This window comes from Aeromonas sp. R7-5, assembly GCF_040908015.1.
Taxonomy (GTDB): Bacteria; Pseudomonadota; Gammaproteobacteria; order Enterobacterales; family Aeromonadaceae; genus Aeromonas; species Aeromonas caviae.
In genome coordinates, this window is record NZ_JBFOCZ010000006.1 from 264,649 (window position 1) to 279,142 (window position 14,494).

14 protein-coding genes are annotated in these 14,494 nt (G+C 57.6%); 12 read left to right on the top strand and 2 right to left on the bottom strand.

Annotation, left to right across the window (positions count from 1 at the left end):
• The first annotated feature begins 52 nt into the window (after positions 1–52).
• From tppA to AB5Y53_RS02245, 6 genes are all read left to right on the top strand, one after another.
• Positions 53–460, top strand: coding sequence for a type IVa pilus pseudopilin TppA (tppA, locus tag AB5Y53_RS02220; RefSeq protein WP_039039991.1), 408 nt, complete (start codon positions 53–55; stop codon positions 458–460).
• Between the two features lie 3 nt (positions 461–463).
• Positions 464–1,027, top strand: coding sequence for a type IV pilus modification protein PilV (gene pilV / locus AB5Y53_RS02225; RefSeq protein WP_323902305.1), 564 nt, complete (start codon positions 464–466; stop codon positions 1,025–1,027).
• Positions 1,024–2,025, top strand: a complete 1,002-nt coding sequence (locus AB5Y53_RS02230) for a PilW family protein (RefSeq protein ID WP_368181047.1) — start codon at positions 1,024–1,026, stop codon at positions 2,023–2,025. Before pilV ends, AB5Y53_RS02230 begins: the two co-directional genes overlap by 4 nt.
• Entirely contained in the window at positions 2,022–2,465 is a 444-nt protein-coding gene (gene tppD / locus AB5Y53_RS02235; protein WP_069652206.1) for a type IVa pilus pseudopilin TppD, read from the top strand. The genes AB5Y53_RS02230 and tppD overlap by 4 nt, the downstream gene beginning before the upstream one ends.
• 65 nt (positions 2,466–2,530) lie before the next feature.
• Positions 2,531–6,052 carry a pilus assembly protein gene (locus tag AB5Y53_RS02240; protein ID WP_233463034.1) on the top strand — a complete coding sequence of 1,174 codons (3,522 nt, stop codon included), beginning with the start codon at positions 2,531–2,533 and terminating at the stop codon, positions 6,050–6,052.
• Positions 6,049–6,333 carry a TapY2 family type IVa secretion system protein gene (locus AB5Y53_RS02245; protein WP_368181048.1) on the top strand — a complete coding sequence of 95 codons (285 nt, stop codon included), beginning with the start codon at positions 6,049–6,051 and terminating at the stop codon, positions 6,331–6,333. The genes AB5Y53_RS02240 and AB5Y53_RS02245 overlap by 4 nt, the downstream gene beginning before the upstream one ends.
• 13 nt (positions 6,334–6,346) lie before the next feature.
• Here the strand turns inward: AB5Y53_RS02245 and AB5Y53_RS02250 are convergent, their stop codons facing one another.
• Entirely contained in the window at positions 6,347–6,850 is a 504-nt protein-coding gene (locus tag AB5Y53_RS02250) for a GspH/FimT family pseudopilin (protein WP_010673109.1), read from the bottom strand.
• A 137-nt stretch (positions 6,851–6,987) separates the two neighbouring features.
• On the opposite strand from AB5Y53_RS02250, the gene AB5Y53_RS02255 reads away from it, so the two are divergent.
• From AB5Y53_RS02255 to luxS, 4 genes are read left to right on the top strand one after another with little or no spacing between them, the layout of a single operon-like run.
• The gene (locus AB5Y53_RS02255; protein WP_368181049.1) at positions 6,988–8,610 is read left to right on the top strand and encodes an NAD+ synthase; all 1,623 of its coding nucleotides are present in this window, start codon (positions 6,988–6,990) and stop codon (positions 8,608–8,610) included.
• Positions 8,611–8,619: 9 nt separating this feature from the next.
• Positions 8,620–8,958: a nitrogen regulatory protein P-II gene (gene glnB / locus AB5Y53_RS02260; RefSeq protein ID WP_005308848.1), complete on the top strand. Its 339-nt coding sequence runs from the start codon at positions 8,620–8,622 to the stop codon at positions 8,956–8,958.
• Between the two features lie 46 nt (positions 8,959–9,004).
• Positions 9,005–9,607, top strand: a complete 603-nt coding sequence (locus AB5Y53_RS02265) for a transglycosylase SLT domain-containing protein (protein ID WP_041214486.1) — start codon at positions 9,005–9,007, stop codon at positions 9,605–9,607.
• 18 nt (positions 9,608–9,625) lie between these two features.
• Complete coding sequence (gene luxS / locus AB5Y53_RS02270; protein ID WP_010673112.1) at positions 9,626–10,135, top strand: S-ribosylhomocysteine lyase; 510 nt, start codon at positions 9,626–9,628, stop codon at positions 10,133–10,135.
• Between the two features lie 61 nt (positions 10,136–10,196).
• On the opposite strand, the gene AB5Y53_RS02275 is transcribed toward luxS, so the two are convergent.
• A complete protein-coding gene (locus AB5Y53_RS02275; protein WP_045523267.1) occupies positions 10,197–11,219 on the bottom strand; it encodes a GGDEF domain-containing protein in 1,023 nt (340 codons plus the stop codon).
• 133 nt (positions 11,220–11,352) lie between these two features.
• Between AB5Y53_RS02275 and rnr the strand changes: the two genes are divergently transcribed.
• Both rnr and rlmB read left to right on the top strand, forming a co-directional pair.
• Positions 11,353–13,746: a ribonuclease R gene (rnr, locus tag AB5Y53_RS02280; protein WP_010673114.1), complete on the top strand. Its 2,394-nt coding sequence runs from the start codon at positions 11,353–11,355 to the stop codon at positions 13,744–13,746.
• Positions 13,743–14,492 (top strand): 23S rRNA (guanosine(2251)-2'-O)-methyltransferase RlmB, encoded by a 750-nt coding sequence (gene rlmB, locus AB5Y53_RS02285; RefSeq protein ID WP_010673115.1) that lies wholly within the window; start codon positions 13,743–13,745, stop codon positions 14,490–14,492. Before rnr ends, rlmB begins: the two co-directional genes overlap by 4 nt.
• Positions 14,493–14,494: the final 2 nt, after the last annotated feature.

A 14,494-nucleotide genomic window follows, 5' to 3' on the forward strand; every position in this document is an offset into this window, starting at 1 on the left:
GCGACCTATCCGGCATTAGACTATATGAACCGCCAGTCACCAAGGATGGGTTATGATTGGGTTCTATCGAGGCTTTTCTCTCATTGAATTGATGATTGTCGTCGCAATCGTGGCGATTCTTGGCACTATTGCCTATCCCTCCTATCAGCGTTACCTGCTGTCCAGCCACCGAATTGATGCCAAAAAAATGCTGTTGGACGCCGCCAACAGACAAGAAACCTATTTTATGGACTTCAATCGGTATACCTCATCCGCAGCCGATTTGAATATCTCGGAGAACTCCGAATCCGGCTTCTATCACCTGGTCATCTCAGCCGGGGTCAATACATACATCCTGTTTGCCACGGCCTCTGGTGCGCAGGGGTCAGACAGCGACTGCATCATTTTCTCCATCGACCAGGATGGCACCCGGAGTGCCACCCGGCTCGGGGATACCGTCAACAACGCTTGCTGGGACTAGGCGATGAAACCACTGCGCCATCGACACATAAGGGGATTCAGCCTGCTGGAGGTGCTGATTGCGGCCGTGGTGCTCTCCTTCGGCTTGCTGGGATTGGTTGCCATGCAGGTTACCGCCAAGTTTTCCAGCTACGAAGCGCGTCAGCGCACCATCGCCAACTGGCTGGCCAATGATCTGGTGGAACGCGCCAGGATCAACAAAGACAGCTGGGCTGGTCAGGGAACGACAGTGGTATCCGGCAACGCGATCCTGGATATGCCGAGCTGTGCCAACAACAATGGCACCATGTCGGATTGCAGCAGGGCAGAGCGGCAGGCACTGGACCTCTTCTACTGGCAGCAGTCCCTGCTGGGAACCGCAGTATCCGGTGCCGCGTCACCTCTGCAATCTCCGGTCGGCTGCGTGATTCGTGGCGCCAACAACAGTTTGACCATAGGGATCTTCTGGCAGGGGCGGGAGTCTCTGTCCGATGGTGCCGTTGCAGTGGCCGCGGTGCGCAACAGTTGTGGGTTGGGCAATGCGGCAGACAGACAGAGGCGTCAGTTCGTACTGACGACCACACTATGAATGCCCGCGGCTTCACCCTGATTGAATGGTTGATTGCCATGTTGATCGGCGTATTTCTGGTCGGTGGCGGCTTGAGCATCTTCGTGGCTTCCCGCGCCACAACGGAAGATGCTTTCGATCAGAGCGAGTTGCAGGAGAACGGGCGTATTGCGATGCGTCTGGTGACACAGGACCTGAAGTGGGCGGGCTTCTGGGGGGACTACACCGGTTCCCCCATGGCAACGGGGCAAGGCGTGACTCTCAGCAGCGGGTCTGCTGTGCTTTCGGCGAACGATTGTCTGGACAATTTGGGGCGTGGCAGCTTGCCGCCCAGCGTGGGAACAAATCGGGGGGTCTGGGTCGCGCGGGTGGACAACAACAGGGCGATTAACGGGGGGGCTTTTGCCTGTATTCCCGTGACGTCACGTGTTGCCAATACGGATGTCATCAGCATCAAGCGATTGATTGGGCAGCCCCTGGCCGATGCCGCAGCTACTGGCAATCGCTTCTATCTTGCTACTACGACGCAAGCGGCGCTGATGTTCAAAGGGGGAGAAACAGTGCCCACGATGACAGATATGCCGGCTCGTCAGCTCTGGGAATATCAGCACTTTATCTATTATCTCGCTCCCAATGCCGCAGGCAACCCGGAACTGAGAAAGCGTTATCTGACACCCAATGGGGGCTCGGTTCTGATAGGAGGCCCCATGGCGGAAGGGATTGAGCGCATGACGGTGTTGTTTGGTGTTGACGACACTCCTGTTGCCGATGGGGTTATTGATCGCTATGTCGCGTCTACAAACGTGACCGAGCAGGAATGGAGCGAAGGGCGTGTCGTTGCTGCCCGTGTCTTTATTCTGGTGCGATCATCGCAAGCATCCAGCAGCTATGTGAACAACAACATCTATCAGGTAGGCAGTACCAGCGTATCAGGCAATGGGGATGGGTTTCGTCGTTTGCTGCTGGAGAGCAGCGTGTCGCTACGCAACCCGGTGGTCATGACTGGAGGTGGTTCATGAAATCACAGCATGGCGTAGCCCTGATCGTCGCGCTGATCATCCTGGTACCTCTGACGCTGATCGCCGTGGTGGTGATGCAGTCCTCCGGGCAGGATCTCAAGATGGCAGGCTCTGCGGCCAATTTCAGGCAGGCAGAACACAGGCTGGAAGGCATCATCGAAGCGGCTGTTCAGAGCAATAACATATCGACGGTGATTGCAGGCATGGGTTCTGCGCTGGGGGCGAGTGCAGCCATCAGTGTCAATAGCAGCAACAATTCAGCCAATGTGGCCCTCACCAATCGCACAGAAACCGTCTGCAAACGCAAGGTGGATGCCAGCAGCAACAATGTGATTCCTGTATGCAAATACGTCGAGCTACAGGCCGGTGTCAATTATGGAAAATATTCTCGCCCGCTGACCTGGACTGCGGGTGTGGAACAGCCACTGCTCACAAAATAGGAGCGAAGGATATGTGGTTACAACGATTCGGTTCAATTTTATGCTGGTGCAGTCTTGTTTTTGGCATGACGTCAACACGAGCCGATGACACCGAGCTTTTTATATACGACTTTAATAAGGCTGGTGATTTCAGACCTAAAGTGCTTTTGATATTTGATAACTCCGGCAGTATGGCTGATACCATGGAACAGATAAAGGAAGCTTATAATCCAGCGACTGTCTATCCAGCCTTGAGCAATGATCCCGACACTAGCAATACTAAACGATATATCTATTTTTCAACCGATGGGAGCATTCCCGCCATTAACAGCAACAAGCGTTTCTCCGACAAACTGAACGCTTGTGCCACTTCCAAGGGACCTCTTGCAAGTATCGGTTATTTTCAGTCGCAAGTCTGGACTTATGAAGTGACAAGTGGCAACCCTCCGGGGAGAGGGAGGGGAAGCTGGTATTCGATTAGTGGTTATCAGGAAAACAACATCGACTTGGTCGATTGCAAGCAGGATGTGACCGCAAATAACCCTGCCAACCCATACACAGGTACCTGGAGTGTTGGCACCGGGTATCCGGTCAATAAAACCAGCAATAATCAAGGCTCATGGTTTTATACAGCGGCAACAAGAGACTCTGTTAATGCCAGTAATACGGCCGTGGTGCTTTATTCTGCCAACTATATCAGGTGGTATTACGGGCCTACGGGTTACTCTATAGAATCCCGGCTGCGTATTGCCAAAGATGCAGTCAAAGGATTGATATCATCTGCCCCCGGGGTTGATTTTGGTCTGGCTATTTTCAACAGGAATGACAGTAGCAGTACCAATGGCGGCAGAGTTGTCCGGGATATTCTGGGTAGCGAGATCACGTTGTCGAATGGCAAGACCGGAGAACAAGACCTGCTCGACAGGGTCGAAGGACTGACTGCCAGTACCAACACACCATTATGCGAGACGTTGAGTGAGGCGTATCGCTTCTTCGGGGGACGAAGCGTTGTTTATGGCTTGCAAGGAGGCACGAGAGATACGACCGCCGAAAGCCCGACAGGTACCTATCAAGCCCCCTATGACAACTGCTCAAACAACGGTTACGTCATATACATCACCGATGGAGAGCCGACTCAGGATGGGGATGCCAATACCTTTGTCCAGGGATTGATAAATACATTGTCCAGCGATGAAAAAGCGGCTTATGGCACTACCGTTACTTATGGGTCAGGGAACAGGTCCAGCAGCTATCTGGCCGCATTGGCGGGTTATATGAAACACAAGGATGTGAATGCCGTTTCCCCTGGTACCCAGACAGTCACGACCTTTACCGTCGGGTTTGGTGACGAGGCGATAAGCGGGGCCGGTAATTTGCTTGCTGAAACTGCCCGTCGTGGTGGTGGCGTTTATTATCCGGCAACCAACGCCTCTGCCTTGAGTGATGCGTTGAAGGCATCGCTGCTGGCGATCCTGCGGATCAATACCTCGCTGGTGTCCCCCGCCATTGCCAGCAACAACTTTGACCGGACACGCAGTCTCAACAACATCTATTACGCCATGTTTGAGCCGGATGATGGTCCCAGATGGCGGGGCAATCTGAAAAAACTGATCTTTTCTCCTGACGGTTATGTGGCTGACAGCCGGGGACTGCCTGCTATCAAGTTTGATGGCACCATCATCGACAGTGCCCAGACTTTCTGGTCATCCGGCCGTGACGGGAACGTTGTGGCCGAAGGTGGGGCGCAAGAGATGTTGGCGGGGAAAAGCAACCGCAGCCTCTATGTCATCAACAATGCCCAGAACCGTCTCGATCAGCTGACCAAGGCAAATCTGGTAACGCAGGCTGGCAGTGAAGCCGCGCTCATGACCTTCATGCAGGCAGTTACGACGACTGAACTCGATTCCCTGATCAACTGGACCAAGGGGTTGGATGTCGACGATGAGGACTTTGATACATCAACCCTGATCCGCGCCCATATCATGGGTGACCCCCTGCACTCACGTCCCCTGGTGCTGAACTATGGCCCGCAATCCGGTAACCCGACGGATGCACCGGACTTGCGTATTCTGTTTGGGACCAATGCCGGTTTCCTGCATATGTTCAAGGACATGGGGAGCACCATAGACGAAAGCTGGGCGGCGATACCTTATGAGTTCATGGCCAATCAGAAGGCGCTGCGTCTCAATGCGGAATCAGCCGAACATATCTACGGTGTTGACTCTTCTCCGGTGGCCCTTATCAAAGATGCCAATCGCAACGGGGTGCTGAAATCCTCGGAGAGCGATTTTGTATGGGTATTCACCGGCTTGAGGAGCGGCGGCAAAGCCTATTATGCATTCAACGTTTCCAGCCCGGATACGCCGACACTGAAATGGCGTCTGAACAGTCTGACGACTGGTTTTGGTGAGCTGGGGCTGACCTGGTCGGTGCCGGAAGTCGCGTTTGTGCCGGGAGTCAGTGATCCCGTGCTTATCTTTGCTGGCGGTTATGACGTGAACAAGAGCGTGCTGGGATTGGGAACCAGTGACAGCATGGGGAGAGGTATCTACATCGTCAATGCCGATACTGGGGCGCTGATATTCAGTGCGACCCCTGCTGCGACTTCAACCAGCAACCTCAGGGTCACGGGGATGACCGACAGTATGCCCGGGTCGGTAGCTACGCTGGACAGCGATGGTGATGGCAAAGTCGATCGCATCTATGTGGGTGATACGGGGGGCAATATCTGGCGCATGGATCTCCCAGGCACCAACAAATCTGACTGGAGCGTCTTCAAATTTGCCAGCCTGGGGTCGGATGTCACTCAAGCCGATGATCGCCGTTTCTTCACCCAGCCTATCGTGGTGCGTACCATCAACAAGCAGGTCACCCGCACCGTTGTGGGAGGGAATGTGGTCTACTCCTATCAGGATCGTCCCTTTGATGCAGTGCTGATTGGGAGTGGAGACCGCAATCGCCCCTCATCGGAAGCGACCGTCCGCAATGGCTATTTCATGTTGCGTGATTATGATGTCGTGCCGCGTGCCGCCAATGCGCAGGCAAGAAGCCCCATCTTGATTACTGACCTTTATGATGTGACCTCTGATCCTTTGTCTGCCCAGACAAACACGGATGGAATATTGGCGACCAAGGCGGGAATTACCACTGCCAAAGGGTGGGTCAATTGGTTGAACGAACCGGGTGAGAAATCCATGGGGGCCGGGGTCGTACTTCAGGGCAAGCTTTACTTCACCTCGTTCCTGCCGCAAGTGCAGTCGTTCCAGCAATGCACCATTCAATCCATCGGGGCTGCACGCCAATACATGGTAGACATGCATTATGGCAGTTCCTTCCGTTATGTGGTTGATCTTGAAGGCAACCAGACACCTGAGCGTTATGTCGAAGTACAGAACAAGGTTGCCGACGATTTGGTGGTGCATGCAGGAGACGATGCCAAGATCCGCATTATTGGAGGCGGTGTCGGGGAAGAGGTCATCCTGAAAGATGAAGGGGATGGTGAGCCTGAGCGTTGTACCGGAGCGGGAGAGTGCAACCAGGGGGCAGAGGAGGCTGAGATGGATATGTCGCCCAAGAAAATTTACCTCTACGAAGGAGAGGCACAATGAAAACACGCAGCGGGGTGTTGGGTTTGTGCCTCTTGTTATCCGGGTCCGTCTTGGCAGATGACATAAAATGTTATGTCGAGCTGGTTAACGGCCAGAAGGTTGTCCTGCACGGTACTGTGGCAGACAACACGCCAAAGGCGGTGCAGGATAAATTCAAAAAAAGAGGATACGAGGTGGATGGTGCGGTACAGCCTGTGAAGAAAATCCTGGAATGCCGAACTGTGGAGGAAAATTTCCAGTCAAAAGAGGGTCAGCAACAGGATGCCCGTCAACTGCGATAGCGAAGAACTTCATTCAGAGGCAGATATTTGCCTGGGTAGATTGGGTGGTGCGGCCGGAGGGAGAGATGACCAGATTTATCTGGGCATTTCCCGAACGACACAGCGTGATGGTGGCATTGGTACCCAGGCTGGTGCCATCAGGGCTGAAGGTAGTGGAAGTTCGATTGTTTGCAGCAGTCAGCGAGTCAGATAGCTGAGGGCTTCTTGCCAGGATCTGCTCACCGTTATTGAAAATGTCATTGCCATTACCGTCGACGAACACGAGGAATTGGGTCGGATTGGCGGTGACACAATTGTCACTGGCATTGGCAAGGCACACAGTGACAGATTGCTGGTTGTCGATGGCTTGGCTACGAGCAAAACGCAGATATTTCAAGAGTGTACGAGATTCAAATTTCAAGGCATTCTCATTGAGCAGGCTCGACATGGCCGGTGCACCAATACCAAGCAAGATGACCCCCAGACTGACGGCGATCATCAGTTCCAGCAGGGTGAATCCTTTCTCGTCCTTGATCATGGCAATATCTCCCTCGATTAGTTACATCTTATCTCCAGACAGCCAGAACACCAGCGCAAAGCCCAAGTGTTGAGCTGGCACAGCCAGCGCCTTTTCTTTATCATTCCCCATCATTTTCGAATTCAAGATGCATCGCCATGGCAAAAGCCCTCTCTCTGATGCTTGCCCAGTTAAATCTGACGGTAGGCGCCATCGAAGATAACTGTGACAAGGTACTGGCGGCAGCAGCTCTGGCCGATCAGCAAGGGGCCGATCTGCTGGTTTGCTCCGAGCTGGCCTTGACAGGATACCCGCCTGAGGATCTGCTGTTGCGCGCCGACCTGATGATCCGGGTCGAGGCCGCTCTGTCCCGCATCGCGGCATGGCAGGGCCAATGTGCCATTCTGGTGGGCCATCCCTGGCGCGAAGAGGGGGCGCTTTTCAATACGGCCTCTCTCTATGAGCGCGGTCAACTGCGGGCACGTTATTTCAAACAGGACTTGCCCAACTACGGGGTGTTCGACGAGAAGCGCTACTTCACTGCGGCGACCGATACCTGTGTGGTGCCGTTCCGTGGCCATCAGCTGGGTTTGCTCATCTGCGAAGATCTCTGGCAGCCGGGTCCGGCGCTGGCCGCCAAGGCGGCGGGGGCCGAGCTGCTGCTCACCATCAATGCCTCTCCTTATGATCAGGAAAAACCCTGGATCCGCCGCGAGCTGATGGCGGAACGCTGCGATCAGACCGGCCTGCCGCTCATCTACCTCAACCAGGTATGCGGCCAGGACGAGCTGATCTTCGACGGCTGCTCCAAAGTGTTCAACAGCCAGGGCGAGCTGACCCACAAGCTGGCTCCGTTTGCCGAAGAGCTGGCGCTGGTGCGCTTTGCCGATGGTCAGCCGGTGAAGGAGCGGGAACCCGCCGCGCCGCTGGAGCCGTTGGCCGAGACCTATCAGGCCCTGGTGCTGGCGGTGCGCGACTATGTCACCAAGAACGGTTTTCAGGGCGCTGTGCTGGGCCTCTCCGGCGGCATCGACTCGGCGCTGACCCTGGCCATTGCGGCCGACGCCATCGGGGCGGACAAGGTGCAGGCGGTGATGATGCCGTTCCGCTACACCGCCCAGATGAGCGTGGAGGATGCCAAGGAGCAGGCCGAGCGGATGGGGGTGGAGTTCAACATCATCTCCATCGAACCCATGTTCGAAGGCTTCATGACCCAGCTGGCACCTCTGTTTGAAGGCACCGCCCGCGACACCACCGAAGAGAACCTGCAGGCCCGCTGTCGCGGTGTGCTCTTGATGGCGCTGTCCAACAAGCGCCGCCGTATCGTGCTGACCACTGGCAACAAGAGCGAGATGGCCGTGGGATACGCCACGCTGTATGGCGACATGGCGGGTGGCTTTGATGTGCTCAAGGACGTCCCCAAGACCCTGGTTTTCAAGCTGTGCGAATATCGCAACAGCGTGGAGTACGTGATCCCGCAGCGGGTCATCGATCGTCCCCCGTCGGCCGAACTGGCACCGGATCAGGTGGACCAGGACAGCCTGCCCCCCTATGACATTCTGGATGCCATCCTCAAGCGCTACGTGGAAGAGGATGCGTCTGTCGCCGACATGGTGGCGGAAGGTTTCGAAGAGGCGGTGGTACGCAAGGTGATCCGCCTGGTGGATCTCAACGAATACAAGCGCCGTCAGGCCGCCGTCGGCCCCCGCATCACGGCTCGCAACTTTGGTAAGGACCGCCGCTATCCCATCACGTCCGGGTTCGGCAAACAGAACTGGTAAGGAGTCACCATGAAGAAGATTGAAGCCATCATCAAACCATTCAAGCTGGACGATGTGCGCGAGGCCCTGGCCGAGATCGGCATCAACGGCATGACAGTGTCCGAGGTCAAGGGATTCGGCCGTCAGAAGGGCCATACCGAGCTCTATCGTGGTGCCGAGTACATGGTCGACTTCCTGCCCAAGGTCAAGGTGGAGCTGGTGGTGCAGGACGAGGATCTCGATGCCTGCCTGGAAGCCATCCAGAACACAGCGCGTACCGGCAAGATCGGTGATGGCAAGATCTTCGTCTGCGAGGTGGAGCGCGTCATTCGTATTCGTACTGGTGAAGAGAACGAAGACGCGATCTGATGTGGTGGATGTGCCCTGTGATGAACAGCAAGAGTCTGTCGTTCTGATGTCGTTGTACCGTATCGGGGTCGTGGCGGCGTGCCTGATGGCACTCACCGCATGCAGTACCCGGCCGCCGGCACAGCCGGAAAACCTGTGCCAGATCTTTCGGGAGAAACCCGAATGGCACGAGGCGGCGCTCAAGATGAACGAGAAGTGGGGGACACCTGTCCAGGTAGTGATGGCCATGATGTACCAGGAGTCCTCCTTCGTGCATGATGCCCAGCCTCCGATGCAGTATTTCCTCTTCATCCCCACCGGGCGGGCCAGTTCAGCCTACGGCTATGCCCAGGTGAAAGACGAAACCTGGGCCGACTATCAGCGGGAAACCGGCAACGGCTGGAGCGATCGCGACGACTTTGCCGACGCCATCGATTTCATGGGCTGGTACACTCACAAGGCACAGCGGCTCAACGGCACGTCCAAGTGGGATGCCTATGGCCAGTATCTCAATTATCACGAAGGCTGGGGGGGCTACCGACGTGGCAGCTACCGCAGCAAGGGATGGCTGATGAAGGTCTCCCGCAAGGTGGAGGCCCGTGCCCAGCGCTACGGTGCCCAGTATCGACAATGCAAGGATCAGCTCTCCAGCGGGGGCTGGTTCTGGTAACCAAATCAGGAGTCAGAAATGCCGTTATTGGACAGTTTTACCGTCGACCATACCCGCATGGCCGCCCCGGCAGTGCGGGTGGCGAAGACCATGCAGACCCCGAACAAGGACACCATCACCGTGTTCGACCTGCGTTTCTGCGTGCCGAACGAGGAGATCCTCTCCGAGCGCGGCATCCATACCCTGGAGCATCTGTTTGCCGGCTTCATGCGTGATCATCTCAATGGGAATGGGGTGGAGATCATCGACATCTCTCCCATGGGTTGCCGCACCGGCTTCTACATGAGCCTGATCGGTGCGCCGGATGAAGCCCGTGTTGGCGCTGCCTGGCAGGCAGCCATGAGCGACGTGCTGACCGTGCAGGATCAGGGCAAGATCCCCGAGCTGAACGAATACCAGTGCGGTACTTACAGCATGCACTCGCTGGAAGAGGCCCATGCCATCGCCCGCCATGTGCTGGAGCGCGGTATCGGTGTCAACCACAATGACGAGCTGGCCCTGCCGGAAGAGAAGCTGAAAAGCCTCTGATCCCGAGAAGGGAAGCATGAAAAAGGCCGGTCAATGACCGGCCTTTTTGCATCTGGTGGGATCAGGAGGGCAGTGGCATCACCCGATTGCGTCCCAGCTCCTTGGCCTTGTAGAGCAGCTTGTCGGTACGCTCGATCAGGGTGTCTGCCGTCTCCTGAGGGGTATATTCCCCCACGCCGAACGAGGCGGTGATGTGATCGATGCGTCGCCCGGATTTGCGATCCAGAATCGACATCCGCTCGATGACGCGACGCAGGCTCTCGGCCATCTGGCGGGTCAGCGCCAGAGCGCGGTTTGGCACCAAGAGGGCAAACTCCTCACCCCCCAGGCGATAGGCGGTTATGCCCTCCTTGCTGGCCTCTCGCAGCCGCTTGCCGACGATGCGCAGCACCTGGTCCCCCAGCAGATGTCCGTATTCGTCGTTGAAGTTCTTGAAGCGATCGATATCGGTCAGGATCAGGGAGAAGGGCTGCTTGCTGCGAATGAGGCTGTCCATCTCGAGATCGAAGGCGCGTCGATTGAGCAGAGACGTGAGCGGGTCCTCGGTGGCCAGCTTCCTCGTCTCGTTCAGGGCCTGTTTCAGCTCCTTTATCTCTTTCTCGGCGCTGCTGAGCTGGTTGCGAAAGTGGAGGGTGGACATGCGTACGTCACGCGACTCGCGCACGAGATCCCGCAGGATCCCCATGGTGTCTTCCAGGCTGAGCCCCTCGTCGTCTATCTTGCTCAGCTTGTCGAAACTCTTGTCGAGCATCTCCTGAAACAGCCCGGTATCGGAGATGGCATCCTGCATCGAGTGACTCAGCTCGCTGGCCATGGCCGCCAGGTTGAGTTTCATCGCCTCGATCTGCTGCTCGTCCTGGGCTGCAAGGTGCTGGTGGTAGAGACGCTCACAGGTGGTCAGGGAGAAGGTCCCCTGTTGTTTTATCGCCTGATCGACGGCATGGTTGAGTTCGGGCATGTCGCCGGAGACATAGCTGTACCAAAGGTGATAGTTGTTCGGTGTGGTGGGAATTTGATACTTGATCATCAGGGGAACCGCCTGTTTCAAATAGGCGGCAGATTGGGCGAACGAGTCCTTGCTCATGAGTTCCGAGTCTCACATACCTGCAAACTGTGTCCAGTATGACAGAGAGAATGGCCAAAAGGCAGTCGATGGATGCCATTAGCTCCCCCCTCCGATATAATGTCTGCGTTATTACCTACCCTAAGGCCTGCTTATGTCTCAAAAAGATCCTTTCCTCCAACGCGAGGCCGAAAAATACGAAAACCCCATCGCCAGTCGCGAGATGCTGCTGGAGCTCATCAAGGGCCATGAGAAACCCATGTCCCGGGAAGAGCTGGCCAAGGTCCTCAAGCTGACCGATGAAGAGCCGTTGGAAGCCTTGCGACGTCGTCTGCGCGCCATGGAGCGCGACGGGCAGCTCGTGTTCACCCGCAACCAATGTTACGCCCTGCCGGATCGCCTGAATCTGGTCAAAGGCTATGTGCTTGGCCACAAAGATGGATTCGGTTTTCTGCGCCCCGAGGGTGGTGGAGCGGATCTCTTCCTGAACAACCGCGAGATGCAGCGCCTGATGCATGGCGACTATGCCCTGGTGCAGCCGACCGAGATCGATCGCAAGGGTCGTCAGGAAGCGCGTCTGGTGCGCCTGCTCAAATCCCGCGAGGCGGACATCGTCGGTCGTTACTTCGTCGAGAACGGCGTCGGTTTTGTGGTACCCGATGACAGCCGCATCGGCCAGGACATCATCATCCCGGAAGGGGAGAACAAGGGGGCTCGCCAGAGCCAGGTCGTGGTCGTGCGCATCAACCAGCGCGCCACTGCCCGCTTCAATGCGGTCGGTACCGTCTTGGAAGTCCTGGGTGAGAACATGGCGCCCGGCATGGAGATCGAGATCGCCCTGCGTACCCACGGCATTCCGCACACCTGGCCGGAAGAGGTGACCAAGGAGGTCGCCGGTCTCGGCGAGCAGGTGCCGGAGAAGGCCAAAGAGGGTCGCATCGACCTGCGCGCCCTGCCGCTGGTGACCATCGACGGGGAAGATGCCCGCGACTTCGATGACGCTGTCTTCTGTGAAGCCAAGCGTGGAGGCGGCTGGCGCCTGTGGGTCGCCATCGCGGACGTTTCTGCCTATGTGAAACCGGGCACGGCCCTCGACACCGAAGCCTATCAGCGCGGCAACTCGGTCTATTTCCCCGAGTTCGTGGTGCCCATGCTGCCGGAGGTGCTCTCCAACGGTCTGTGTTCCCTGAACCCGCAGGTCGACCGGCTCTGCATGGTGTGCGAGATGACCATCTCCGCCGCCGGCCGCATGTCCGGCTACAAGTTCTACGAAGCGGTAATGAACTCCCACGCTCGCCTGACCTACACCAAGGTAGCGGCGATCCTGGACGGGGATCCCAAGCTGCGTCAGCAGTATGATCCGCTGGTGGGCCACATCGAGGAGCTGAGCAACCTCTACAAGGCGCTCAAGCATGCCCGCCATCAACGCGGTGCGGTGGAGTTCGAAAGCGAGGAGACCCGCTTCATCTTCAACGCCCAGCGCAAGATCGACCGTATCGTACCGCTGGTGCGCAATGACGCCCACAAGATCATCGAAGAGTGCATGATCCAGGCGAACGTGGCGGCCGCCCGCTACATCGAGAAGAACGAGGCCGCCGCCCTGTTCCGGGTGCACGACCGCCCGGGCGAGGAGCGTCTCACCGGCTTCCGTGACTTCCTGGCCGAACTGGGTCTGGAGCTCAAGGGGGGCCTGGAGCCCGAGCCGAAGGACTTTGCCGACCTGGCCGCCAAATTCGAAGGGCGCCCGGATGCGGAATTGCTCTCCACCATGCTGCTGCGCTCCATGCGTCAGGCCATCTATCAGGCCGACAACATCGGTCACTTCGGTCTGGCCCTGAAGTCCTATGCGCACTTCACCTCGCCGATCCGTCGCTACCCGGATCTCATCCTGCACCGGGCGATCAAGTACCAGACCGCCAAGGAGCAGCAGGGCAACCTGCGCCACAAGTGGACGCCGAGCGGTGGCTACCACTACCAGCTGGAAGAAGTGGACCCCATGGGCGAGCACTGCTCCATGACGGAGCGCCGTGCCGATGATGCCACCCGCGACGTGGCAGACTGGCTCAAGTGCGAGTACATGCTGGATCACGTGGGTGACGAGTTTGACGGCGTCATCGCCAGCGTCACCGGTTTTGGCTTCTTCGTGCGTCTGGCGGAGATCCACATCGACGGTCTGGTGCACGTCAGCACCCTCACCAACGACTACTACCAGTTCGACCCCCTGCACCAGCAGCTGATCGGCGAGAACTTCCGCCGTCGCTACCGTCTGGGTGACAAGGTGCGGGTCAAGGTGATGGGCGTGAACCTGGACGATCGCAAGATCGACTTTGTGATGGTGGAAGAGCCCCTCAAGGCCACCGGCAAGAACGCCAAGGAGATGGCGCGCAAGCAGGCCGAGATCAAGAAAGAGAAGGCCAAGAGCGCCCAGCGCCACGAGAAACGCAAAGAGGGCAAGGAGAGCGGTAAATCCGACAAGGGTGGCCGTGCCAAGCCCAGCAACAGACGACCGAGCAAAAAGGCTCGCGACAAGGCCAAGAGCACTAAATGAGTACTGAACTGATCTACGGCATTCACGCCGTCTCCGCGCTGCTGGAGCGCACCCCCGAGCGCTTCATCGAGGTGTGGGCTCTCAAGGGCCGCGATGACGAGCGGCTGCATCCCCTGCTGGCCGAGCTGGAGTCCCTCGGTATCAGGGTGCAGAGCGTGAACCGCAAGACGCTGGATGACAAGGCGGAAGGCAACAATCACCAGGGCATCATGGCCAAGGTGATTGAAGCGCCCAAGCTGGCCGAGCACGACCTGGCCAGCCTGCTGGACGATCTGGCGGCGCAAGAGACAGCGCCCTTCCTGCTGGTACTGGACGGGGTGACCGATCCGCACAATCTCGGTGCCTGTCTGCGCAGTGCCGATGCGGCCGGGGTGCATGCGGTGATCGTGCCGCGGGACAAGGCCACAGGCCTCACGTCCGTGGTGCGCAAGGTCGCCTGTGGCGCCGCCGAAGTGGTGCCGCTCATCCAGGTCACCAACCTGGCCCGCAGCCTGCGCGAGCTGCAGGAGCGCGGCGTCTGGATCGTCGGCACCGCCGGCGAGGCGGATCACGATCTCTATCAGGCCAAACTCACCGGCCCCATGGCGCTGGTGATGGGGGCCGAAGGCAAGGGGATGCGCCGCCTGACCCGCGAACATTGCGACGAGCTGGTGAGTATCCCCATGGCGGGGGCTGTCTCCAGCCTCAACGTCTCGGTGGCGAGCGGTGTCTGCCTGTTCGAAGCCGTGCGCCAGCGCCGCGTCTGACA